Source organism: Pseudomonas cremoris (assembly GCF_014230465.1).
Window position 1 is genome coordinate 173,335 of sequence record NZ_JAAXCY010000011.1, and the last position, 22,130, is coordinate 195,464.

Annotated in this window: 18 protein-coding genes; 11 read left to right on the forward strand and 7 right to left on the reverse strand. The window is 60.7% G+C overall.

Going from position 1 to position 22,130, the window contains the following annotated elements; genetic code table 11:
* Positions 1 to 57: 57 nt before the first annotated feature.
* Genes HF257_RS25435 through HF257_RS25450 form a run of 4 tightly spaced genes read left to right on the forward strand, consistent with a single transcriptional unit; the run spans position 58 to position 3,940 of the window.
* On the forward strand, positions 58 to 1,068 hold the full coding sequence (locus HF257_RS25435; protein WP_017739471.1) for an ABC transporter permease subunit: 1,011 nt from the start codon (positions 58 to 60) through the stop codon (positions 1,066 to 1,068).
* A 10-nt stretch (positions 1,069 to 1,078) separates the two neighbouring features.
* Positions 1,079 to 1,990, forward strand: coding sequence for an ABC transporter permease subunit (locus HF257_RS25440; protein ID WP_185708329.1), 912 nt, complete (start codon positions 1,079 to 1,081; stop codon positions 1,988 to 1,990).
* A 10-nt stretch (positions 1,991 to 2,000) separates the two neighbouring features.
* Complete coding sequence (locus HF257_RS25445) at positions 2,001 to 2,969, forward strand: ABC transporter ATP-binding protein (protein ID WP_185708328.1); 969 nt, start codon at positions 2,001 to 2,003, stop codon at positions 2,967 to 2,969.
* Positions 2,969 to 3,940, forward strand: coding sequence for a peptide ABC transporter ATP-binding protein (locus HF257_RS25450; RefSeq protein ID WP_185708327.1), 972 nt, complete (start codon positions 2,969 to 2,971; stop codon positions 3,938 to 3,940). The genes HF257_RS25445 and HF257_RS25450 overlap by 1 nt, the downstream gene beginning before the upstream one ends.
* 112 nt (positions 3,941 to 4,052) lie before the next feature.
* Here HF257_RS25450 and HF257_RS25455 read toward each other — a convergent pair whose 3' ends face one another.
* The 3 genes from HF257_RS25455 to HF257_RS25465 all read right to left on the reverse strand — a co-directional run bounded on the left by HF257_RS25455 (position 4,053) and on the right by HF257_RS25465 (position 6,475).
* Positions 4,053 to 4,313: a hypothetical protein gene (locus tag HF257_RS25455; RefSeq protein ID WP_185708326.1), complete on the reverse strand. Its 261-nt coding sequence runs from the start codon at positions 4,311 to 4,313 to the stop codon at positions 4,053 to 4,055.
* A 97-nt stretch (positions 4,314 to 4,410) separates the two neighbouring features.
* Positions 4,411 to 4,650 carry a hypothetical protein gene (locus HF257_RS25460; protein WP_185708325.1) on the reverse strand — a complete coding sequence of 80 codons (240 nt, stop codon included), beginning with the start codon at positions 4,648 to 4,650 and terminating at the stop codon, positions 4,411 to 4,413.
* 241 nt (positions 4,651 to 4,891) lie between these two features.
* Positions 4,892 to 6,475, reverse strand: a complete 1,584-nt coding sequence (locus HF257_RS25465; RefSeq protein ID WP_185708324.1) for a peptide chain release factor 3 — start codon at positions 6,473 to 6,475, stop codon at positions 4,892 to 4,894.
* Positions 6,476 to 6,807: 332 nt separating this feature from the next.
* On the opposite strand from HF257_RS25465, the gene HF257_RS25470 reads away from it, so the two are divergent.
* From HF257_RS25470 to HF257_RS25490, 5 genes are all read left to right on the forward strand, one after another.
* Positions 6,808 to 7,524: an ABC transporter permease gene (locus tag HF257_RS25470; RefSeq protein ID WP_185708323.1), complete on the forward strand. Its 717-nt coding sequence runs from the start codon at positions 6,808 to 6,810 to the stop codon at positions 7,522 to 7,524.
* A 20-nt stretch (positions 7,525 to 7,544) separates the two neighbouring features.
* Complete coding sequence (locus HF257_RS25475) at positions 7,545 to 8,438, forward strand: glycine betaine ABC transporter substrate-binding protein (RefSeq protein WP_185708322.1); 894 nt, start codon at positions 7,545 to 7,547, stop codon at positions 8,436 to 8,438.
* Between the two features lie 12 nt (positions 8,439 to 8,450).
* Positions 8,451 to 9,104, forward strand: coding sequence for an ABC transporter permease (locus tag HF257_RS25480; protein WP_016971596.1), 654 nt, complete (start codon positions 8,451 to 8,453; stop codon positions 9,102 to 9,104).
* Positions 9,101 to 10,258, forward strand: a complete 1,158-nt coding sequence (locus HF257_RS25485) for an osmoprotectant ABC transporter ATP-binding protein OsmV (protein ID WP_133074677.1) — start codon at positions 9,101 to 9,103, stop codon at positions 10,256 to 10,258. Before HF257_RS25480 ends, HF257_RS25485 begins: the two co-directional genes overlap by 4 nt.
* Positions 10,259 to 10,735: 477 nt before the next feature.
* A complete protein-coding gene (locus HF257_RS25490) occupies positions 10,736 to 11,899 on the forward strand; it encodes a type III PLP-dependent enzyme (protein WP_010213203.1) in 1,164 nt (387 codons plus the stop codon).
* Positions 11,900 to 11,948: 49 nt separating this feature from the next.
* On the opposite strand, the gene HF257_RS25495 is transcribed toward HF257_RS25490, so the two are convergent.
* Together HF257_RS25495 and HF257_RS25500 are read right to left on the reverse strand one after the other, a co-directional pair.
* A complete protein-coding gene (locus HF257_RS25495) occupies positions 11,949 to 12,698 on the reverse strand; it encodes a tetratricopeptide repeat protein (RefSeq protein WP_185708321.1) in 750 nt (249 codons plus the stop codon).
* A gap of 1 nt (position 12,699) precedes the next feature.
* The gene (locus HF257_RS25500) at positions 12,700 to 13,380 is read right to left on the reverse strand and encodes a Fe2+-dependent dioxygenase (RefSeq protein WP_185708320.1); all 681 of its coding nucleotides are present in this window, start codon (positions 13,378 to 13,380) and stop codon (positions 12,700 to 12,702) included.
* Positions 13,381 to 13,589: 209 nt separating this feature from the next.
* Between HF257_RS25500 and HF257_RS25505 the strand changes: the two genes are divergently transcribed.
* Both HF257_RS25505 and HF257_RS25510 read left to right on the forward strand, forming a co-directional pair.
* Positions 13,590 to 15,875 carry a TonB-dependent receptor gene (locus tag HF257_RS25505; RefSeq protein ID WP_185708319.1) on the forward strand — a complete coding sequence of 762 codons (2,286 nt, stop codon included), beginning with the start codon at positions 13,590 to 13,592 and terminating at the stop codon, positions 15,873 to 15,875.
* A gap of 135 nt (positions 15,876 to 16,010) precedes the next feature.
* On the forward strand, positions 16,011 to 18,536 hold the full coding sequence (locus tag HF257_RS25510) for a PepSY domain-containing protein (RefSeq protein WP_185708318.1): 2,526 nt from the start codon (positions 16,011 to 16,013) through the stop codon (positions 18,534 to 18,536).
* Between the two features lie 134 nt (positions 18,537 to 18,670).
* Here the strand turns inward: HF257_RS25510 and HF257_RS25515 are convergent, their stop codons facing one another.
* Together HF257_RS25515 and HF257_RS25520 are read right to left on the reverse strand one after the other, a co-directional pair.
* Complete coding sequence (locus tag HF257_RS25515) at positions 18,671 to 20,212, reverse strand: alkaline phosphatase D family protein (RefSeq protein ID WP_185708317.1); 1,542 nt, start codon at positions 20,210 to 20,212, stop codon at positions 18,671 to 18,673.
* A gap of 194 nt (positions 20,213 to 20,406) precedes the next feature.
* Positions 20,407 to 22,119, reverse strand: a complete 1,713-nt coding sequence (locus HF257_RS25520) for a PTS fructose-like transporter subunit IIB (protein ID WP_185708316.1) — start codon at positions 22,117 to 22,119, stop codon at positions 20,407 to 20,409.
* Positions 22,120 to 22,130: the final 11 nt, after the last annotated feature.

Consider the following 22,130-nt stretch of genomic DNA (forward strand, 5'->3'; position numbering starts at 1 on the left):
CCGCCCACCAGGGCGGTGCCGGACTTGCCTAACCGGCTGATTGAGGTACACAACAAGATGTTTAGTTTTATTGCCCGCCGATTGGGACTATTGATCCCGACGTTTTTCGGCATCACTTTGTTGACGTTTGCGTTAATTCGCATGATCCCTGGCGACCCCGTCGAAGTCATGATGGGCGAAAGGCGCGTCGACCCCGAGATGCACGCACAGGCAATGGAACGCCTTGGCCTTAACAAGCCGCTGTATGCGCAATACCTGGACTACGTCGGCAAGCTCGCCCAAGGCGACCTTGGCGAATCACTGCGTACCCGTACCAGCGTGTGGACCGAATTCACCGCCCTCTTCCCCGCGACCCTGGAACTGTCCATGGCCGCCCTGTTGTTCGCCGGTATCCTGGGCCTGTTGGCCGGGGTGATCGCGGCCTTGAAGCGAGGGTCCCTGTTCGACCATGGGGTGATGGGCATCTCCCTCGCGGGATACTCGATGCCGATCTTCTGGTGGGGCCTGATCCTGATCATGTTCTTCTCGGTGAGCCTGGGCTGGACGCCGGTTTCCGGGCGGATCGACCTGCTCTACGACATCGAGCCGCGCACCGGCTTCATGCTGATCGACACCCTGCTGGCTGACGAGCCGGATGCGTTCTTCGACGCCCTGCACCACCTGATCCTGCCGGCCATCGTGCTCGGCACCATTCCGCTGGCAGTGATCGCGCGGATGACCCGTTCGTCGATGCTCGAAGTGCTGCGCGAAGACTACATCCGCACCGCCAAGGCCAAAGGCCTGTCGCCAGCACGCGTGGTATTCGTCCACGGCCTGCGTAACGCACTGATTCCGGTACTGACCGTGGTTGGCCTGCAAGTCGGCACGCTGCTGGCCGGTGCGGTCCTGACCGAAACCATCTTCTCGTGGCCCGGCATCGGCAAATGGCTGATCGAAGCCATTGGCGCGCGGGACTACCCGGTGGTGCAAAACGGCATTTTGCTGATCGCCTGCCTGGTGATCCTGGTGAACTTCGTGGTGGATATCCTCTACGGCTTCGCCAACCCACGCATCCGTCACCAGCGCTGAGATCAAGACCATGACCACACCTACTCAAGTGTCAGCAGTCGATCAAAGCCTGCTGTACCCGTCCCCGTACAAAGAATTCTGGCAAGCCTTCTCCAAGAACAAAGGCGCGGTTGCCGGCCTGGCGTTCATGTTGCTGATCGTGTTCTGCGCGCTCTTTGCCCCCTGGGTTGCACCGCATAACCCAAGCGAGCAATACCGCGACTTCCTGCTGACCCCGCCAGCTTGGCTGGAGGGTGGACAGATGCAGTTCCTGCTGGGCACCGACGAACTGGGCCGTGACTTGCTCTCGCGCCTGATCCAGGGCTCGCGCCTGTCGCTGCTGATCGGCTTGTCGTCGGTGGTGATGTCGCTGATTCCGGGCATCCTGTTGGGCTTGTTCGCCGGGTTCTTCCCGCGTTTGCTTGGCCCGACCATCATGCGCTTGATGGACATCATGCTGGCCCTGCCGTCGCTGCTGCTGGCTGTCGCCATCGTCGCCATCCTCGGCCCTGGCCTGATCAACACCGTGATCGCCATCGCCATCGTTTCGCTGCCGTCCTACGTCCGTCTGACCCGCGCTGCGGTAATGGGCGAACTGAACCGCGACTACGTGACCGCCGCTCGCCTCGCCGGCGCCGGCCTGCCACGCCTGATGTTCATCACCGTGCTGCCCAACTGCATGGCACCGTTGATCGTTCAGGCGACCTTGAGCTTCTCTTCGGCGATTCTCGATGCCGCGGCCCTGGGCTTCCTGGGCCTTGGCGTACAACCGCCAACCCCTGAGTGGGGCACCATGCTGGCTTCGGCCCGTGACTACATCGAACGCGCCTGGTGGGTGGTGAGCCTGCCGGGTTTGACCATTTTGCTCAGCGTGCTGGCAATCAACTTGATGGGCGACGGCCTGCGCGATGCGCTGGACCCGAAACTCAAGAACGCCGCCTGAGGAGATTCCCATGTCACTGTTAGAAATCAAGAATCTCAACGTCCGCTTCGGCGACAAGACCGCCGTACCAGTGGTCGATGGCCTGGACCTGTCGGTCGACAAAGGCGAAGTCCTGGCAATCGTCGGCGAGTCGGGCTCGGGTAAATCCGTGACCATGATGGCGCTGATGGGCCTGATCGAGCACCCCGGCATCGTCACCGCCGACTCGCTGACCTTCGACGGCAAGGACATGCTCAAGCTGAGCAACCGCCAGCGTCGCCAGATCGTCGGCAAGGACCTGGCGATGGTCTTCCAGGACCCGATGACCGCGCTGAACCCCAGCTACACAGTGGGTTTCCAGATTGAAGAAGTGCTGCGCCTGCACCTGAAAATGTCCGGCAAACAAGCACGCAAGCGCGCCATCGAACTGTTGGAAAAAGTGGAGATCCCGGGCGCTGCCAGCCGTATGGATGCCTACCCGCACCAACTGTCCGGCGGTATGAGCCAGCGCGTGGCGATCGCGATGGCGATTGCTGGCGAGCCCAAACTGCTGATCGCGGACGAGCCAACCACGGCGTTGGACGTAACCATCCAGGCGCAAATCATGGAACTGCTGCTGGCCCTGCAGAAAGAGCAGAACATGGGCCTGGTGTTGATCACCCACGACTTGGCCGTGGTGGCCGAAACTGCCCAGCGCGTGTGCGTGATGTATGCCGGCCAAGCGGTGGAAGTTGGCCAAGTGCCGCAATTGTTCGATATTCCAGCACACCCCTACAGCGAGGCGCTGCTCAAGGCGATTCCCGAGCACAGCCTGGGCGCCTCGCGCCTGGCCACGCTGCCGGGTATCGTTCCAGGCCGTTATGACCGGCCGCAAGGTTGCCTGCTGTCACCGCGCTGCCCGTACGTACAAGAAAGCTGCCGCGCCCAACGCCCAGGCCTTGATCCGAAAACCAACAGCCTTGCGCGCTGCTTCTACCCCTTGAACCAGGAGGTGGCGTAATGGCCGTCGTTCTTACCGCCCGCGACCTCACCCGTCACTACGAAGTGTCCCGTGGCCTGTTCAAGGGCCACGCGTTGGTACGTGCGCTTAATGGCGTGTCGTTCGAATTGGAAGCCGGCAAGACTCTCGCGGTTGTCGGCGAGTCGGGGTGCGGCAAGTCCACCCTGGCCCGTGCGCTTACGCTGATTGAAGAACCGTCTTCTGGCTCGCTGAAAATCGCCGGCCAGGAAGTCGCCGGCGCCGACAAAGCCCAACGCAAGCAACTGCGCAAAGACGTGCAGATGGTGTTCCAGAGCCCTTATGCATCGTTGAACCCACGGCAGAAAGTTGGTGATCAACTCGGCGAGCCGCTGCTGATCAACACAGACCTGTCTGCTGCCGAGCGCCGCGAGAAAGTGCAGGCGATGATGAAGCAGGTGGGCCTGCGCCCTGAGCATTATCAGCGCTACCCGCACATGTTCTCTGGCGGCCAGCGCCAGCGTATCGCCTTGGCTCGCGCGATGATGCTGCAACCCAAAGTGCTGGTGGCGGATGAGCCGACTTCGGCGTTGGACGTGTCGATCCAGGCCCAGGTGCTCAACCTGTTCATGGACCTGCAGCAGGAATTCAACACGGCCTACGTGTTCATTTCCCACAACCTGGCGGTGGTGCAACACGTTGCCGATGACGTGATGGTGATGTACCTCGGTCGCCCGGTGGAAGTGGGCCCCAAGGAAGACATTTACGCGCGTCCCTTGCACCCCTACACCCAGGCGCTGCTGTCGGCCACCCCGACCATTCACCCGGACCCGAACAAGCCGAAGATCAAGATCGTCGGCGAACTGCCCAACCCGCTGAACCCGCCGCCTGGCTGCGCGTTCCACAAGCGCTGCCCTTACGCGACAGCACGCTGCAGCACCGAAGAGCCGCAACTGCGGGCCTTGGATAACCGCCAAGTGGCCTGCCACTACGCGGAGCAGTTCGTGGCGTAACCCGCAATAAAAATGCCCTGGGTGATCAAGCCCAGGGCATTGCACGCGTTCTACCGCCCCATTCGTCGGATTGCGCATCAGTCCTGCAGATGGGGCGTTTTTTTACCGAAAATCAGGTATCGCTGTCGCCATCACTGTCATCGTCATCCGGTGGTGCCTGTTGGTCGTCATCATCCTTGGAGCCGCCCTGGTCTTCATCTCCGGGCTCTGACTCGCTCTTGGCCAACTGCAAACCACCCACCTGCGCCGTCTTCGCCGCTACAAACCCCGGCGACTGGCTCTGCACGGCAGTATTAGCCCACGCGGAGGAGATACCCAGCGATAGCATCACCAGCACTTTTAGCAACAGCACTAAACGTTGAAAAATACTCATGGTCGATTTCCGTCCAGTCAGTGGGTCACATGCGCCGGCGTTCGACCGTCGCTGTCAATCAAGCTAGTTCCAATCCAGGGTTTGCGCCACTCGCCGATCAGGTATCGCCGTCGTCATAGGTTTCGCTGTCTTCGCCTTCGTTGTAGGGGTTTTCGGCGTCTTCCTTTGGCGCAGGCTGGGCTTGAGGTTGCCAACTGCCAGAGTTGACCTCGTTCTGCTTGCGCTTGGTGACGGGGCCGGTGTCTTTCCACTGGGGCGTGCCGGCGTCGGCCAGTACCGGCGTGGCGGGCAGGGCTAGGCTGGCGAGCAGTATCAGGTGGATAAAGCGTTTAAGCACAACGGTCTCCTTCTCGGTCGTTGGGTAAAAACTAGACCCGACGCGCGCTTCTCGCCAATCCCAAGCCAAGTGGAGATTAAATTGTGGGAGCGGGCTTGCTCGCGAATGCGGTGGGTCAGTCACATCTGCATTGACTGGCACACGGTATTCGCGAGCAAGCCCGCTCCCACATTTAGTTTTGCTGCGCCCATGAAAAAGGGTGAAGCCATCACAGCTTCACCCTCTTTTTACCGCTCAGACCTTAATGGTGCTCGCGGGTCGCGCGGAATTTCACATCCGGCCAGCGCTCTTCCATCAGTGCCAGGTTCACCCGGGTCGGCGCCAGGTAGGTCAGGTGACCACCGCCATCGACTGCCAGGTTTTCCACGGCCTTGTTGGAGAACTCTTCCAGCTTCTTCTTATCGCTGCAATCGATCCAGCGCGCGGAGTACACGGTGATCGGCTCGTAGGAGCATTCGACCTTGTATTCCTCTTTCAAACGGCTGGCCACCACATCGAACTGCAGCACACCCACGGCGCCGAGGATGATGTCGTTGCTGCGCTCGGGGAAGAACACCTGGGTGGCGCCCTCTTCCGCCAGTTGCTGCAAACCTTGGCGCAGTTGCTTGGATTTCAGCGGGTCGCGCAGGCGTACGCGGCGGAACAGTTCCGGGGCGAAGTGCGGGATACCGGTAAAGCCCAGGGCTTCGCCTTCGGTGAAGGTGTCGCCGATCTGGATGGTGCCGTGGTTGTGCAGGCCGATGATGTCGCCGGCGTAGGCTTCTTCGAGCTGTTCACGCTCGGAGGAGAAGAACGTCAGGGCGTCGCCAATGCGCACGTCCTTGCCGGTGCGCACGTGGCGCATCTTCATGCCTTTTTCGTATTTGCCGGAACAGATACGCATGAAGGCGATACGGTCGCGATGCTTGGGGTCCATGTTCGCCTGGATCTTGAACACGAAGCCGGTGAACTTCTCTTCCACCGGTTCAACGGTACGTTCGTTGGCCACACGTGGCAGTGGGCGCGGGGCCCAATCAACGACAGCGTCGAGTACGTGGTCGACACCGAAGTTGCCCAAGGCTGTACCGAAGAACACCGGGGTCAGTTGACCGTCGAGGAATTCCTGCTGGTTGAACTCGTGGCAGGCGCCCTGCACCAGTTCCAACTGATCGACAAAACGGTCGTACTCGTCACCCAGGTGGGCGCGGGCTTCGTCGGAGTCGAGTTTTTCGATGATCTTGGTTTCGGTGCGCTCGTGACCGTGGCCGGCGGTGTAGACAATGATGTAGTCATCGGCCAGGTGGTACACGCCTTTGAAGTCGCGGTAGCAACCAATCGGCCAGGTGATCGGCGCGGCCTTGATCTTCAGGACGGCTTCGATTTCATCCAGCAGCTCGATCGGGTCGCGGATATCGCGGTCGAGTTTGTTGATGAAGCTGACGATCGGCGTGTCACGCAGACGGCAGACGTCCATCAGCGCGATGGTACGTGGCTCGACGCCTTTACCGCCGTCGAGCACCATCAGCGCCGAGTCCACCGCGGTCAGGGTGCGGTAGGTGTCTTCGGAGAAGTCTTCGTGGCCCGGGGTGTCGAGCAGGTTGACCATGTGGTCGCGATACGGGAACTGCATGACCGACGTGGTAATGGAAATACCCCGTTGCTTTTCCATTTCCATCCAGTCGGAGGTGGCATGGCGGTCGGATTTGCGGGATTTCACCGTGCCGGCCACAGCGATTGCCTTGCCCATCAGCAACAGCTTCTCGGTGATGGTGGTTTTACCGGCATCGGGGTGGGAAATAATGGCGAAAGTGCGGCGTTTCGCGACTTCGGCGGCCTGGTGGGTCATGGGAAATCGCCTGGCAGGTGAGTCAAAAAAGGGCGGCGAGTATAGCGCAAACCCCGGGCGCCGGACCACCGTTCACCCGATTAGGGGTGGCTAAATGCTGCCAAGTGTGGAACCTTTTAAAAGGTCGAGACGTCCACTCCCCTGCTACCGCACTCGGAACAGGGGCTGATAAATCAGCAAGTTAGCCTGACGAGGCTGCGCTCATGGCTCGATCGCATACCGCGTTGCCGGTATCGGCGAGCTGCATTTCGCGACCACATTTACCGACAGCCAGGAATGGCATTGCCGCCGGAGAATGTGCTCGCCGACAGAAGAAAAAAAGGAGTCCGCCTGTGGCTATTCGCTATGGCAAAGGGCTGATAGGAGGAGCGGTTGTCGTCGCCCTCTTGGCCCTGCTGGTCCATTGGATCGGCATCAACACGATCGAACTGTACCGCGACGATTTGTTGTTTTACCTGCAAGCACATCTGATCCTCGTTCTAGTCTCCATGCTGGCGGCCCTCGTTGTGGGCATCCCCGCCGGTATCCTGCTCAGCCGACCGCACATGGTCGGGCGCGCAGAACGCTTCATGCAGATCTTCAACATCGGCAACACCGTCCCTCCCCTGGCCGTACTGGCCATCGCCCTTGGCGTCCTCGGCATCGGCAGTGGCCCGGCCATCTTCGCGCTGTTCCTAGCCTCCCTCCTGCCTATCGTGCGCAACACCTACGAAGGCCTTGAAAACGTTCAGGGCTCCCTGAAAGAAGCCGCCACCGGCATCGGCATGACGCCGCGCCAGGTGCTGTTTCGCGTGGAATTGCCCAACGCCGTGCCGATCATCATCGGCGGTGTGCGTGTTGCCTTGGCGATCAACGTGGGTACCGCCCCGCTGGCGTTCCTGATTGGAGCCAACAGCCTGGGCAGCCTGATCTTCCCCGGCATCGCCCTGAACAACCAGCCGCAATTGCTGCTTGGCGCCGCGTGTACCGCGTTGCTGGCCTTGCTGCTTGACGGCCTGGTGACCATGGCCAGCCGCCTCTGGCTGGAACGCGGGTTGCGTCCGTCTTAAGGCTTGGCAAAGGAATCGACATGAAAAAGTTAAGCTTGATATTAGGCTGCGTCCTGCTGTTTGCAGGCATTGCGCAAGCCGCCGAAAAACCGGTGATCCGCATCGGTGCCCGGGTGTTTACCGAACAGACCCTGCTCGCCGAAATCACCTCCCAATACCTGCGCACCAAGGGCTATGACACCCGCGTAACCGGCGGCCTGGGCAGCAACCTGGCGCGCAGTGCCCAGGAAAGCGGGCAGCTGGATTTGATCTGGGAATACACCGGCGTGTCGCTGGTGGCCTACAACCATGTGGACGAGAAGCTCGACAGCGAACAGTCCTACGCTCGGGTGAAAGAACTCGACGCGAAAAAAGGTCTGGTCTGGCTCTCGCCATCGCGCTTCAGCAACACCTATGCGCTGGCGCTGCCTGAGAAGGTTGCCCAGGAACATCCTGAGATCAATAGCATCAGCGACCTGACTCAAGCCGTCGCGTCCAAGGCCGACGCCCACCGCCTGGTGGCCCTGGACACCGAGTTCGCCAACCGCTCCGACGGCCTGGCCGGCATGGTCAAGCTGTACGACATGAACCTGACCCGCAAAAACACCCGGCAGATGGACGCCGGCCTGGTCTACACCGCCCTGCGTAACGGCCAAGTGTTTGCCGGTTTGGTCTACACCACTGACGGGCGTCTGAATGCCTTCAAGTTGAAGCTGCTGGAAGACGACAAGCACTACTTCCCGGACTACACCGCAGCGCCCGTAGTGCGTCAGGTGTATCTCGACGCCCACCCGCAATTGGCCGACGACCTCAAGCCGCTCGCCGCGCTGTTCGACGACGAAACCATGCGCCAGCTGAACGCGCGGGTCGACGTCGACCATGAAAGCCCTTCCGCTGTTGCCGCCGACTTCCTGCGCCAACATCCGATCAACTAACGAGGAGAAGACATGGAATTTTTGAACGCCTTTTCCCATCTTGATTGGGCCCAAGTCCTGCACCTGACCGGGCAGCACATCACCCTGGTCGGCATCGCCGTGATCCTTGCGATCCTGATTGGCGTGCCCCTGGGCATCCTGATGACCCGCTTCCCGACGCTGGCTGGCCCGCTACAAGCCAGCGCCACGGTACTGCTGACCGTGCCGTCCATCGCCCTGTTTGGCCTGCTGCTGCCGTTCTACTCCAAGTTCGGTCAGGGCCTGGGGCCAATGCCAGCGATTACCGCCGTGTTCCTCTACTCCCTCTTGCCGATCATGCGTAACACCTACCTGGCCCTGACCGGCGTGGAACCGGGTATTCGCGAGGCCGCACGCGGCATCGGCATGACCTTCGGCCAGCGCCTGCGCATGGTCGAGTTGCCCATCGCCGTGCCGGTGATCCTCGCCGGTGTACGCACCGCCGTGGTGATGAATATTGGTGTGATGACCATCGCCGCCACCATCGGCGCCGGTGGCCTGGGTGTACTTATTCTGGCTTCCATCAGCCGCAGCGACATGTCGATGCTGATCGTCGGCGCCGTGCTGGTCAGTCTTCTGGCCATCTTCGCCGACCTGCTTTTGCAATGGCTGCAACGCTCGCTGACTCCAAAAGGATTGCTCAAATGATCGAACTTCAAAACCTGTCCAAGACCTTCCAAAGCAACGGCAAGACTGTCACCGCCGTGAACGATGTGAGCCTGACCGTCAACGAAGGCGAAATTTGCGTATTCCTCGGCCCATCGGGTTGCGGCAAGAGCACCACGCTAAAAATGATCAACCGCCTGATCAAACCGACCTCGGGCAAGATTTTGATCAACGGCGAAGACACCACCGACCTGGATGAAGTGTCCCTGCGTCGCAACATCGGCTATGTGATCCAGCAGATCGGCCTGTTCCCCAACATGACCATCGAGGAAAACATCGTGGTCGTGCCCAAACTGCTCGGCTGGGACAAACAGAAATGCCACGACCGCGCCCGCGAGTTGATGAGCATGATCAAGTTGGAGCCCAAGCAGTACCTGCACCGCTACCCGCGTGAGTTGTCCGGTGGCCAGCAACAGCGGATCGGTGTGATCCGTGCGTTGGCGGCCGATGCGCCGTTGCTGTTGATGGATGAGCCGTTCGGCGCAGTCGACCCGATCAACCGTGAAATGATCCAGAACGAGTTCTTCGAGATGCAACGCGCGCTGAACAAGACCGTGATCATGGTCAGCCACGACATCGACGAAGCCATCAAGCTAGGTGACAAGATCGCCATCTTCCGCGCCGGCAAGCTGCTGCAGATCGACCACCCGGACACGCTGCTGGCGCACCCGGCCGACGAATTCGTCAGCAACTTCGTGGGTCAGGACAGCACCCTCAAGCGCCTGCTGCTGGTGAAGGCCGAGGATGCGGCGGACAACGCGCCGTCGGTGAGCCCGGAAACCCCGGTGGCCGATGCGCTGGAATTGATGGACGAACATGACCGCCGCTATGTGGTGGTGACCTGCGCCGAGAACAAGGCGCTGGGTTATGTACGACGTCGCGACTTGCACCGTCAGACCGGCACCTGCGGCCAGTACCTGCGCGAATTCAACGCCACGGCGGCGTATGACGAGCATTTGCGCATCCTGCTGTCGCGCATGTACGAGTTCAACCGCTCGTGGTTGCCGGTGATGGATGCGGAGCGGGTGTTTTTGGGGGAGGTGACGCAGGAGTCGATTGCCGAGTACTTGAGCTCGGGTAAATCCCGTGGCGGCAAGACCAGTATCGTCTCCCCTGCGGAAACCGCCCTGGCCTGATCTGACACCACTCGGTTAAAACTGTGGGAGGGGGCTTGCCCCCGATAGCGGTGTGCCAGCTACCGATAAGCTGACTGACACACTGTAATCGGGGGCAAGCCCCCTCCCACATTTGCTCTATGGTGTATCAGGGAAATCCCGCCGATTTGCCCCCTCCGGGGAACATCAATCCGTCACACCTGTCGGTTACATAAGTAGCTGCACGGGTGCTCGCGACGAACGCGTGCAAAAACGCGACATTTTTAGTTGATCTCAAGCCCCTCACGCCCTAAAGTTCGCGCCGAACGTCCATGCTGGAAACGATCCATCCGGCTCAAGTACTGACGACGAGACAGCAAGGCCAAGGGAAGCGGTTAATCCCATGGCCTTTTTGCTTTCGGCGACATGCCTTGGGAAGTAGGCGAACCAAAGTGGGGATACGGAGGACGTTCATTTGCACCCATTGATCAATCTAGTTTGCCCTTAGGAGTTCCCAGCATGTCGATCAACGTCGAAGATTATTTCGCGCGCGCCACTTTTGACAAAATGAAGGCGTTCGCCGACAAGCAAGAAACCCCGTTCGTGGTGATCGACACCGCGATGATCAGCCAGGCCTACGATGACCTGCGCGCCGGTTTCGAATTCGCCAAGGTCTATTACGCGGTCAAGGCCAACCCGGCCGTCGAGATCATCGACCTGCTCAAAGAGAAAGGTTCGAGCTTCGACATCGCCTCGATCTACGAGCTGGACAAGGTGATGGACCGTGGCGTCAGCGCCGACCGTATCAGCTACGGCAACACCATCAAGAAATCCAAGGACATCCGTTACTTCTACGAGAAAGGCGTGCGCCTGTTCTCCACCGACTCCGAAGCCGACCTGCGCAACATCGCCAAGGCCGCGCCGGGTTCGAAAGTGTATGTACGTATCCTCACCGAAGGCTCGACCACGGCTGACTGGCCTCTGTCGCGCAAATTCGGCTGCCAGACCGACATGGCCATGGACCTGCTGATCCTGGCCCGTGACCTGGGCCTGGTGCCGTACGGCATCTCGTTCCACGTCGGTTCCCAACAGCGCGACATCAGCGTGTGGGACGCGGCGATCGCCAAGGTCAAAGTGATCTTCGAACGCCTGAAGGAAGAAGACGGCATCCACCTCAAGCTGATCAACATGGGCGGCGGCTTCCCGGCCAACTACATCACCCGTACCAACAGCCTGGAAACCTACGCCGAAGAAATCATCCGCTTCCTCAAGGAAGACTTCGGCGACGACCTGCCGGAAATCATCCTGGAACCAGGCCGTTCGCTGATCGCCAACGCCGGTATCCTGGTCAGCGAAGTGGTATTGGTTGCACGTAAATCCCGCACCGCCGTCGAGCGTTGGGTGTACACGGACGTGGGCAAATTCTCCGGCCTGATCGAAACCATGGACGAAGCCATCAAGTTCCCGATCTGGACCGAGAAGAAAGGCGAGATGGAAGAAGTGGTCATCGCTGGTCCTACTTGCGACAGCGCCGACATCATGTACGAAAACTACAAGTACGGCCTGCCGTTGAACCTGGCGATTGGTGATCGTTTGTACTGGTTGTCGACGGGTGCGTACACCACCAGCTACAGCGCGGTTGAGTTCAATGGGTTTCCGCCGTTGAAGTCGTTTTACGTGTAAGGCAGCCGTCAATAAAAAACCCATGACATGTCATGGGTTTTTTTACGCCTCAGGAAAGGCTTTTGGCGCGCTGTTGATAGGCATCGGCCATCGCCCGAACCTGCGGATCATTCGCTGCGGCCAACGCCTTGTACGCTGTACGCAGGAACTTCAAATTCCCTCCCACCAACGCCTTGCGCAACCACTCCAGCGCCACGTCGACCTGCCCCCTGTCCGCCAGCACCGCCGCGTAGCTGAACTGCCCGCGAAAATCCCCGCCTTCGGCTGAGCGTCGATACCAGTCCACTGCCGCCTCCAAGTCCCGTTGGCAGAACCGGCCGTCTTCCAGATAACGTCCCACCAGGTTCATCGACTTGGCGTGGCCTTGTTCAGCAGCCAAGCGATAAAAGGTCAAGGCTTGCGGTTGGTCTTCTGCAACACCGCGCCCAGTGGCAAGCAGATTGGCGTAGTTGTACTGCGACCAATCCAACCCCGCCTCAGCCGCCACGTGGTATTCCCGTGCAGCCGCCGCCTCATCGGTGGCGCAACCCCAGCCATGCTCTAAGCACCGCCCGGCCATATTGCGTGCCATCAGGTGCCCGCTTTGAGCCGCGATCTGGAACCAGCGCAGTGCCAAGGCTTCATCCCGTGCAATGCCACGGCCTTCCAGCAAGATTTGCCCGAGCAGCGCCTGGGCGTCGACCACGCCCTCCTTCGCCGCCATCAAGATCGCCTGGGCAGCGCGCACCGGGGACTCATCCAGCATGCTTTGCAACTGCTCGACATTGAGCACTTCTTCACGACGCAGCAAAAAGCCCATGTCAGACCTCAGCCCAGCGGCGCAGCAGGTTGTGGTAAGTGCCGGTGAGCTGGATCAACGCCGGGTGGTCGGGCACGTCTGCGGTCAATTGCTGGATCGCACCGTCCATTTCGAACAGCAGGGTGCGCTGGCTGTCTTCGCGTACCAGGCTTTGGGTCCAGAAAAATGAGGCATAGCGTGCGCCACGGGTCACGGCGTTGACTTTGTGCAGGCTGGAGCCGGGGTACAGCACCATGTCGCCGGCGGGCAGCTTGACCCGCTGCAGACCGAAAGTGTCCTGGATCTCCAGTTCGCCGCCGTCGTATTCATCAGGGTCGCTGAAGAACAGGGTGGACGACAGGTCGGTACGCACCCGCTCAAAGCTGCCCCGTGCCTGGCGCACGGCGTTGTCGATGTGGAAATCGAAACTGTCACCAGCGGTGTAGCAATTGAACAGCGGCGGGAAGACCTTGTTCGGTAACGCCGCTGACATAAACAGCGGATTTTTCCACAACCGTTCGAGCATCGCGGCGCCGATTTCCTTGGCCAGTGGGTGGCCTTCGGGCAATTGCAGGTTGTGCTTGGCTTTCGCGGATTGGTGCCCGGCGGTGATTTTGCCGTCGGCCCATTCGGTGGTTTCCAGCGCTTGGCGAATGCGCTGCACTTCCTCACGAGAGAACAGGCCGGGAATATGCAGCAGCATGGGGCGATACCACCTGAAATCAGAGAGATGCCAATGGTATTGATTCTTATCAAGCCTGTAAAACACCGTGGACGGATGAGATCGTAAAAACCGTAAGCGGAAAGTGTAAAGAATGTAAATTCAACGCAATTAGCAATGTATCGCAATTGATATGAATACTTGTTCACCCTATATTCCGCGGCCTCACATCCTTGGGGAAAGGACACGTCATGTCGCGCACTTCAATAAAAACACCTGCCAGTTCACCACGCATGCTGGCTTCGGCCATCGGCGTTGCTCTCACTGCAAGCTCTGCTGCCCACCTGGCGCAAGCGGCTGAAGACACCGAACAAAAAGGCGAGCGCAACAGCATTTCTCTGGGCGCCACCAGCATCACCGGCCAGGAACAGGACAACACCTCCTACCAAGTGGAAAAAGCCTCGTCGCAGAAGTACACCGCGCCGCTGGTCGACACTCCGCGCTCGGTCACTGTGGTGCCACAACAGGTTCTCAAGGACACCGCCGCCACCTCGTTGCAAGATGCCTTGCGCACCGTACCGGGGATCACGTTCGGCGCCGGCGAAGGCGGCAACCCACAGGGCGACCGTCCGTTCATCCGTGGTTTTGACGCCCAGGGCGACACGTACCTGGACGGCGTGCGCGACACCGGCGGCCAGAGCCGCGAGATCTTCGACATCGAGTCCATCGAAGTCAGCAAAGGCCCGAACTCTTCTTTCGGTGGTCGTGGTTCGGCCGGTGGCAGCATCAACCTGGTGAGCAAGACCCCACAAGCGCGGGACTTCACCAACGGCGGCTTTACCTACGGCTCCGACCAGACTCGCCGCTACGTGCTCGACGTGAACCGTCAGTTCCTCGACGACAGCGCTGCGTTCCGCTTGAACCTGATGAGCCACGAACAGAACGTCGCCGGCCGTGACGCAATCAATTACGACCGTTGGGGCGTGGCCCCGTCGCTGACGTTTGGCCTGGGCACCCCGACCCGCGTCAACCTCAGCTACTACCACATGGAAAGTAACGATCTGCCGGATTCGGGGATTCCTTACGGCTATGGCTCGTCGACCGCGACTGCACACGTGCATGACAAACCCAACGATGGCGGTGACAGCAACAACTTCTACGGCCTCAAGAGCCGCGACTTCCGCAAGACCCGCGCCGATATCAGCACCTTTTCCGTCGAGCACGACCTGAACGACAACATGACGCTGAAAAACACCCTGCGTCATGGCAGCACCGGCCAGGACTACATCCTCACTCAGCCGGATGACAGCAAGCTCAACGTGAACAAATACGGCACCGTATGGCGTCGCGCCAACACCCGCGTGTCGACCACCACCACGACCACCAACCAGACCGATCTGTTTGGCAGTTTCCAGGCGCTGGGTTTCAAGCACAGCTATTCCACTGGACTGGAATTTACCGGTGAAGAGACTCGCGCCAGCAGCTATAACGTCAGCCCGAATGCCAACCCAAACTGCACCGTGGTCAAAGGCAGCCTTGGCGGCCAGTGCACATCCCTGAGCAACCCGAACCCGGATGATGCCTGGACGGGCAGCATCGCCCGGAACTACTACGGCACCACCACCAAGGCCACCAGCCGCGGCGCGTATGTGTTCGACACCATTGAGCTAGACCCGAAATGGCTGCTCAACGTCGGCCTGCGCTATGACACCTTCGACACGGTTGCCAACACCGATTCCGCCACCAGCCGCACCAAAATCAAAGAAGACAGCCAGTTCTTCAACTGGCAGGCCGGCCTGGTCTGGAAACCGCTGGAAAACGGTAGCATCTACGCGTCCTACGCAACCTCCGCAACGCCACCCGGCGGCTTGGTCGGTGAAGGCTCGGACGGTAACCCACTGTCAGCAGGCTCGGCCACCAGCGACCTGCAGCCAGAAGAAACCGTCAACTACGAGCTCGGCACGAAGTGGGACCTGTTCCACGACCGCTTGTCCCTGACCGCTGCTGTGTTCCGTACCGAGAAGAAAAACACCCGCATCCTGGTAAGTGACATGACCTACCAAAACGCCGGTGAATCCCGAGTTGACGGAGTGGAGTTGTCCGCCAGTGGCAAGATCACCGATCAATGGCAGGTATTTGCGGGCTACAGCCACCTCAACAGTGAGCTCGTCAACGCGGGGCTCAATGGCCGTAACGGCAATGTCGGCGTGGGTTCAAGCAAAGGCAATCAAATGCCGAACACGCCGAAGAACACCTTCAGCCTGTGGACCACCTACGACATCACCTCCAAGCTCACCGTCGGTGGCGGCGCGTTCTACGTCGATGAAGTCTATGGTGATGCTGGCAACCTCGTGTATGTGCCGTCCTACACACGCTACGACGCCATGGCCAGCTACAAGTTGACCAAGAACGTCGACCTGCAATTGAACGTACAAAACCTGACTGACAAGGTTTACTACGACAAGGCCTTCTCGACGCACTTCGCCAACCAGGCCGCCGGTCGCACAGTCCTGCTTTCCACCAACTTCCACTTCTAAAAGCGGACAGCAAACAGCAAAAGCCCCACGCATCGGATGCGTGGGGCTTTTGCGTGTAAAACAGAATATTTCTCGATAACTCACGGCATAATGCGCGCCGTGGCATTCACATCCAGATAGACGAGGCGGTCAGACGTGTTGAAGAAAACCCTGTTCCAGTTGCACTGGTTCTTCGGCATTACCGCCGGGCTGGTGCTGGCCTTGATGGGGATCACCGGGGCTGCGGTCTCGTTTCAGGATGAGATTCTGCGGGCACTCAACCCCACGGTACTCAGCGTCGAAAAACGCGAAGCCGGCGTGCTGCCACCCGCCGAACTGGTGCGCAAGCTGGAAGCCACCGAAGGCAAGACCGTGTCCATGCTCTGGGTAGAAAGCGAAAGCGGCAACGCCGCGCGCGTGTTCTTCACCCCGCCGCCCGGCGAACGCCGTGGCCAGATGCGCTACTTCGACCCCTACACCGGCGACTACATGGGCGACGCCGTCGGCCAGGATGTGTTCGGCTTCATCCTGCAACTGCACCGTTTCCTCGCGATGGGCGAAACCGGGCGCAACATCACCGGCGCCTGCACGCTGATCCTGGTGTTCTTCTGCCTCTCCGGCTTGTACCTGCGCTGGCCGCGCCAAGTGGCGAGCTGGCGCGCCTGGTTGGCAGTGGACTGGCGCAAAAAGGGCCGCAGCTTCAACTGGGATTTGCACTCCGTATTCGGCACCTGGTGCTTGCTGGCCTACCTGTTGGCAGCGCTCACCGGCTTGACCTGGTCCTACGACTGGTACAGCCAGGGCGTGACCAAACTGCTCTCCGACGCCCCGCAAAATGAACGCATGCGCAAACGCGGCCCGCCACCGGCAGGCCCGGCGCCCGTGGCCAACTACGACGCCATGTGGAGCAGCATCTACAGCAACGCCGGCCCCGGCTTGAGCGCCTACAACATCCGCATGCCAGCCGTCGCCGGCCAACCGGCCACCGTCTATTACCTGTTGAAAGATTCGCCCCATGACCGTGCGCTTAACCAAATCAACCTGGACCCAGCCACCGGCGAGGTGAAATCCCACGCCCAGTACGCCAGCAAGAGCTTCAAGGCGCAGTTGCTGACCAGCATCTACGCACTGCACACCGGCAGTTATTTTGGTTTGGCGGGACGCATCATCCTCACCGTCAGCTCCCTGCTGATGCCACTGTTCTTCATCACCGGCTGGCTGCTGTACCTGGACCGACGCCGCAAAAAACGTCAGGTCCGCGATGCGCGTAAAGGTCTTGGCGCCAACCACAGCGATGCTCCGGCGTGGCTGATCGGTTTTGCCAGCCAGAGCGGTTTTGCCGAGCAACTGGCCTGGCAGACCGCCGGCCAATTACAGGCCGCCGGGTTGCCGGTGAAGGTGCAGGCATTGGGCAGCGTCAGCCAGGACGACCTGCGCCAATCGCACAATGCGCTGTTTGTGGTCAGTACCTTCGGCGACGGTGAAGCCCCCGACAGCGCGCGTGGTTTCGAGCGCAGCGTGCTTGGCCAGGACCTGTCCCTCAAGGGTCTGAACTACTCGGTGCTGGCGTTGGGTGATCGTCAATACGAACACTTCTGCGGCTTTGCCCGCCGCCTGCATTTCTGGTTGACCAACCAGGGCGGCAACCCGCTGTTCGCCCCAATTGAAGTGGACAGCGGCGACAGCGCCGCCCTGCTGCACTGGCAACAACAACTCGGCCAGCTCACCGGTCACGCCCCTACGGCTGCATGGCCGACGGCCCAGTACGAAAACTGGACGCTGACCCAGCGTACCCTGCTCAACCGCGACAGCAGCGGCTCCGACGTCTACTTGCTGGGCCTGACGGCGACCTCGCCCCAGACCTGGCAGGCCGGCGACCTGGTGGAAGTGCTGCCACGCAATTGCCCCTGGGCCATCGAGCACTTCCTCGAAGGATTGGGCCTGGCCAACAGCGAGGGTGTGCTGGTCGACGGCATGGCGCACACCCTTGACCAGGCCCTGGCCACCCGCCAGTTGCCGACTCATCGTGCCCACCTGGTAGGCCTGCATGCCCAGGCGCTGGTGGACGCACTCGTACCCTTGGGCATGCGCGAATACTCCATTGCCTCGATTGCCAGCGACGGTGTGTTGGAGTTGATCGTGCGTCAGGAACGCCACCCCGACGGCAGCCTGGGCTTGGGTTCAGGCTGGCTCACCGAGTACGCCGCCATCGGCACCGCTATCAGCCTGCGCTTGCGCCGCAACAGTGGTTTCCACCTGCCGGAGGCACCCGTGCCGCTGATCCTGCTGGGCAACGGCACGGGACTCGCCGGCCTGCGCAGCCTGCTCAAAGCCCGCGTTGCCGATGGCCAGCAACGCAACTGGCTGCTGTTCGGCGAACGCAATATCGCCCACGACTTCCTCTGCCAGGACGAGCTGCAAGGCTGGTTGGCCAGTGGGGATCTGGCACTGCTGGACCTGGCGTTCTCCCGCGACCAGGAAGAAAAAATCTACGTACAGGACCGCCTGCGTGAGTCGGCGGATGTGCTGCGTAAATGGCTGGCTGACGGCGCTGCGATTTATGTCTGCGGCAGCTTGCAAGGGATGGCAGCTGGGGTGGACAAGGCATTGGTGGATATTTTGGGCAGTGACGCCGTGGAACGACTTATCGAACAAGGCCGCTACCGCCGGGATGTGTACTGATCCCTCACCAACGCTGAAGATCAAAATGTGGGAGCGGGCTTGCTCGCGAATGCGGTGTATCAGTCAACCTATGTGTAACTGAAACACCGCATTCGCGGGCAAGCCCGCTCCCACAGGTTAGATTGCATTCCAAATCAGGTGGGTTGGAGTTTTTGCTGGAACACTGACACCCCATCCAGGTCCCGCAGAATCACGGTCAACTCCGCCGTTTGCCCATCAATCTGCACCTCGCCAAAAAACTGAAAGCCAGCAAGCGGCGAGGTGTTTTGTGCAGGCGGCGCCTTCTCGAACACCACCTCAGGCCCAAACGTCTTATCCAGCGCATTCGGGCCAAAGCTCCCCGCATTCAAAGGCCCGGCCACAAATTCCCAGAACGGCTCAAAGTCCTGGAACGCCGCCCGATCCGGGTGATAGTGATGCGCTGCGCAGTAATGCACATCCGCCGTCAGCCACACGTGGTTGCGTATCTTATGCGCTCGCAGGAAGCCCAACAGTTCGGCAATTTCCAACTCACGGCCTTGGGGTGCCCCCGGATCATTATTGGCGATGGCCTCCCAGCGCGGCACACCAGGGCTCACCTCACCATCGGGCACGCCAAGGCCGATTGGCATATCAGCGGCAATCACTTTCCACTGTGCCTGGGAGCCCTTGAGTTCACGCTTGAGCCACTCCAGTTGCTCACGCCCGAGGAAGGGTTTTTCGCCGCCCAGGTTGTCATCGTTGGGCCCGCGATAGCTGCGCATGTCCAGCACAAATACATCCAGCAGCGGGCCGTAGCTGAGCTTGCGGTAAATGCGTCCACCACCGTCGGCGGCCTGGCGACGCATCGGTGAATATTCCAGCCAGGCCTGACGTGCACGGCCCACCAAAGTGTTGATGTCCTTGGTCTGGTAACGCTCATCAAGTTGCTTGCTCGGCGACCAGTTATTCACCACTTCGTGGTCGTCCCACTGCCAGATCTGCGGCACCTCGGCATTGAAGCGGCGCACGTTTTCATCCAGCAAGTTGTAGCGGTAATTACCGCGATATTCGTCGAGGGTTTCAGCGACTTTGCTCTTGGCTTCGGTGGTGATGTTGCGCCAGATGCGCCCGTCCTCAACCGTGAGTTGCGCGGGCACCGGGCCGTCGGCGTAGATGGTGTCGCCGCTGTGGATAAAGAAGTCCGGCAGGCGCAGGCGCATGGCTTCGTAGATGCGCATGCCGCCGATGTCCGGGTTGATGCCGAAGCCTTGGCCGACGGTGTCGCCGCTCCACACAAAACGGATATCGCGACGCTGTTGCGGCACGCTGCGCAGGTGGCCAAACCAGGGTTCGCTGGCGACGCCGGTCTGCGCGTCTTCAAAATGCACGCGGTAGAAGATCGCCTGATCGGCGGGCAAGCCGGTGAGTTCGACGCGGGCAGTGAAGTCGCTGCGGTTGTCGGCCAGGGGCGAGACGAATTTGCGCGGGTTACTGAACACGCTGCGGGTGTCCCACTCCACCACCATCCGCGCCGGGCGGTCGCTGCGGCTCCAGATCATGGCGCGGTCGCCGAGCAGGTCACCGGACTGCACACCGTCGGTGAGTTGCGGGCGGTCCTTGACCGAGGCGATGACCGCCGGGGCCAGGCCCGGCAGCAACAGCCCGGCGCCGACGGCTTGCATCACACGGCGACGGCCGAGATCGAAGTGGCTCATGCGGGTGCCCTCTTGAGAATCAAAAGGGAGACTTAAGCATGCGGGGATGAATCAGAGATGACACAGGTCTTGCGATCAGTGGAGATCAAACTGTGGGAGCGGGCTTGCTCGCGAATGCGGTGGGTCAGCCAACAGATGTGGCGACAGATATACCGCATTCGCGAGCAAGCCCGCTCCCACATTTTTGAACCGTGTCAGGCTTTGGCGGGTGCGACCGACAGTTCGACCACCTCAGGCCGCTTGATCAGCGCATACACCAACCCCGTCAACACACTCCCCGCCACAATCGCCAGCAAATACAACAGTGCATGGTTCATCGCATTCGGAATGACCAGCACAAACAACCCGCCATGGGGCGCCGCCAGCACACAGCCGAAATACATCGACAGCGCACCGGTCAACGCACCACCGGCGATGCTCGCCGGGATCACCCGCAGCGGGTCCTTGGCGGCAAACGGGATCGCGCCTTCGGAGATAAAGCACATGCCCAGGATCATCGCCGCCTTGCCCGCCTCACGCTCGGTTTGGGCAAACTTGCGTCGCGCCAGGAACGTGGCGATGCCCATGCCAATCGGCGGCACCATGCCGGCGGCCATGGTCGCGGCCATCGGTGCGCCGCTGTGGGCAGCCAGCAGGCCGACGGAAAACGCATACGCCGCCTTGTTGATCGGCCCGCCCAGGTCCACGCACATCATGCCGCCCAGCAGGATGCCCAGCAGCACCGCGTTGGTGGTGCCCATGGTGCTCAGGAAGTCGGTAAGGCCCACCAGCATGCGCGCCACCGGCGGGCCGACCAGATAGATCATCGCCAGGCCGGTGAACAAACTGGCCAGCAACGGGATGATCAGGATCGGCTTGAGTGCCTCCAGGCTCTGGGGCAATTTCACCGCGCGGGTGATCAGTTTGACGCAATAACCGGCGAGAAAACCGGCGAAGATGCCGCCGATAAAACCCGCCCCCAAGGTGCCTGCCAACAAGCCGCCGATCATGCCCGGCGCAATGCCCGGACGGTCGGCAATCGAGTAGGCGATGTACCCCGCCAACAGCGGCACCATCAGCATGAAGGCGCGATCGCCGACGGTTTTCAGCGCGGCGGCCAGGGTGCCTTCCTGTTCGAATGCGTGAATACCGAACACAAAGGACAAGGCGATCAACAACCCGCCCGCCACCACCATCGGCAACATGAACGACACACCGGTGAGCAGGTGTTTGTACACGCCGGTTTTTTCCGACTTGGCCACCGCGCCGGTCGCAGCGCTTTCCACCGTGCCTTCGGCCAGGGCCTTGTTGAGGGTCGCTTCGGATTGCTTGAGGGCAATGCCGGTGCCGCAGCGATAGATCTTCTTGCCAGCGAAACGCTCGGTGGCGACCTCGATATCGGCGGCCAGCAACACCACGTCGGCATCGGCAATCGCTTGCGGGCTCAACGGCGTGCGTGCGCCCACTGAGCCCTGGGTCTCGACCTGCAAATCGTAGCCCAGGCGCTTGGCGGTTTGCTGCAAGGCTTCGGCCGCCATGAAGGTATGGGCGACGCCCGTCGGGCAAGCGGTGACGGCGACGATACGCGGTGCGCTCTTGGCAGCACTCTCAGTGGCGGCATACACCAGCGCTTCCTCGGCACCTCGACGCAACACCGCTTCCACATCCGCCAGCGCCTGGGCTGGCGTGCTCTGGAACACACGTTTGCCAACAAACCGCGCCATATCCACCGGCGTGCTGCTGACCAGCAATACCCATTCGGCGGCATCAATGGTGGCCTGGGACAACTGGCGTTCAGGGCGCTGCACATCCACCACTTCGACACTGGTGCTCCAGCCCTGGCGCTGCGCAGCGGCGTCCAACAAGCGAGCGCACAGCACACTGGTGACCATGCCGTTCGGGCAGGCAGTAACAATGGCTAACTTCATCACAAACCCTC

Coding starts and splice junctions, on each gene's coding strand:
- HF257_RS25475 (WP_185708322.1), top strand. CDS start 7,545: ATGAAAAAGTTAAGCTTGATATTAGGCTGCGTCCTGCTGTTTGCAGGC.
- HF257_RS25485 (WP_133074677.1), top strand. CDS start 9,101: ATGATCGAACTTCAAAACCTGTCCAAGACCTTCCAAAGCAACGGCAAG.
- HF257_RS25465 (WP_185708324.1), bottom strand. CDS start 6,475: ATGACCCACCAGGCCGCCGAAGTCGCGAAACGCCGCACTTTCGCCATT.
- HF257_RS25480 (WP_016971596.1), top strand. CDS start 8,451: ATGGAATTTTTGAACGCCTTTTCCCATCTTGATTGGGCCCAAGTCCTG.
- HF257_RS25520 (WP_185708316.1), bottom strand. CDS start 22,119: ATGAAGTTAGCCATTGTTACTGCCTGCCCGAACGGCATGGTCACCAGT.
- HF257_RS25450 (WP_185708327.1), top strand. CDS start 2,969: ATGGCCGTCGTTCTTACCGCCCGCGACCTCACCCGTCACTACGAAGTG.
- HF257_RS25500 (WP_185708320.1), bottom strand. CDS start 13,380: ATGCTGCTGCATATTCCCGGCCTGTTCTCTCGTGAGGAAGTGCAGCGC.
- HF257_RS25435 (WP_017739471.1), top strand. CDS start 58: ATGTTTAGTTTTATTGCCCGCCGATTGGGACTATTGATCCCGACGTTT.
- HF257_RS25440 (WP_185708329.1), top strand. CDS start 1,079: ATGACCACACCTACTCAAGTGTCAGCAGTCGATCAAAGCCTGCTGTAC.
- HF257_RS25445 (WP_185708328.1), top strand. CDS start 2,001: ATGTCACTGTTAGAAATCAAGAATCTCAACGTCCGCTTCGGCGACAAG.
- HF257_RS25505 (WP_185708319.1), top strand. CDS start 13,590: ATGTCGCGCACTTCAATAAAAACACCTGCCAGTTCACCACGCATGCTG.
- HF257_RS25490 (WP_010213203.1), top strand. CDS start 10,736: ATGTCGATCAACGTCGAAGATTATTTCGCGCGCGCCACTTTTGACAAA.
- HF257_RS25495 (WP_185708321.1), bottom strand. CDS start 12,698: ATGGGCTTTTTGCTGCGTCGTGAAGAAGTGCTCAATGTCGAGCAGTTG.
- HF257_RS25515 (WP_185708317.1), bottom strand. CDS start 20,212: ATGAGCCACTTCGATCTCGGCCGTCGCCGTGTGATGCAAGCCGTCGGC.
- HF257_RS25455 (WP_185708326.1), bottom strand. CDS start 4,313: ATGAGTATTTTTCAACGTTTAGTGCTGTTGCTAAAAGTGCTGGTGATG.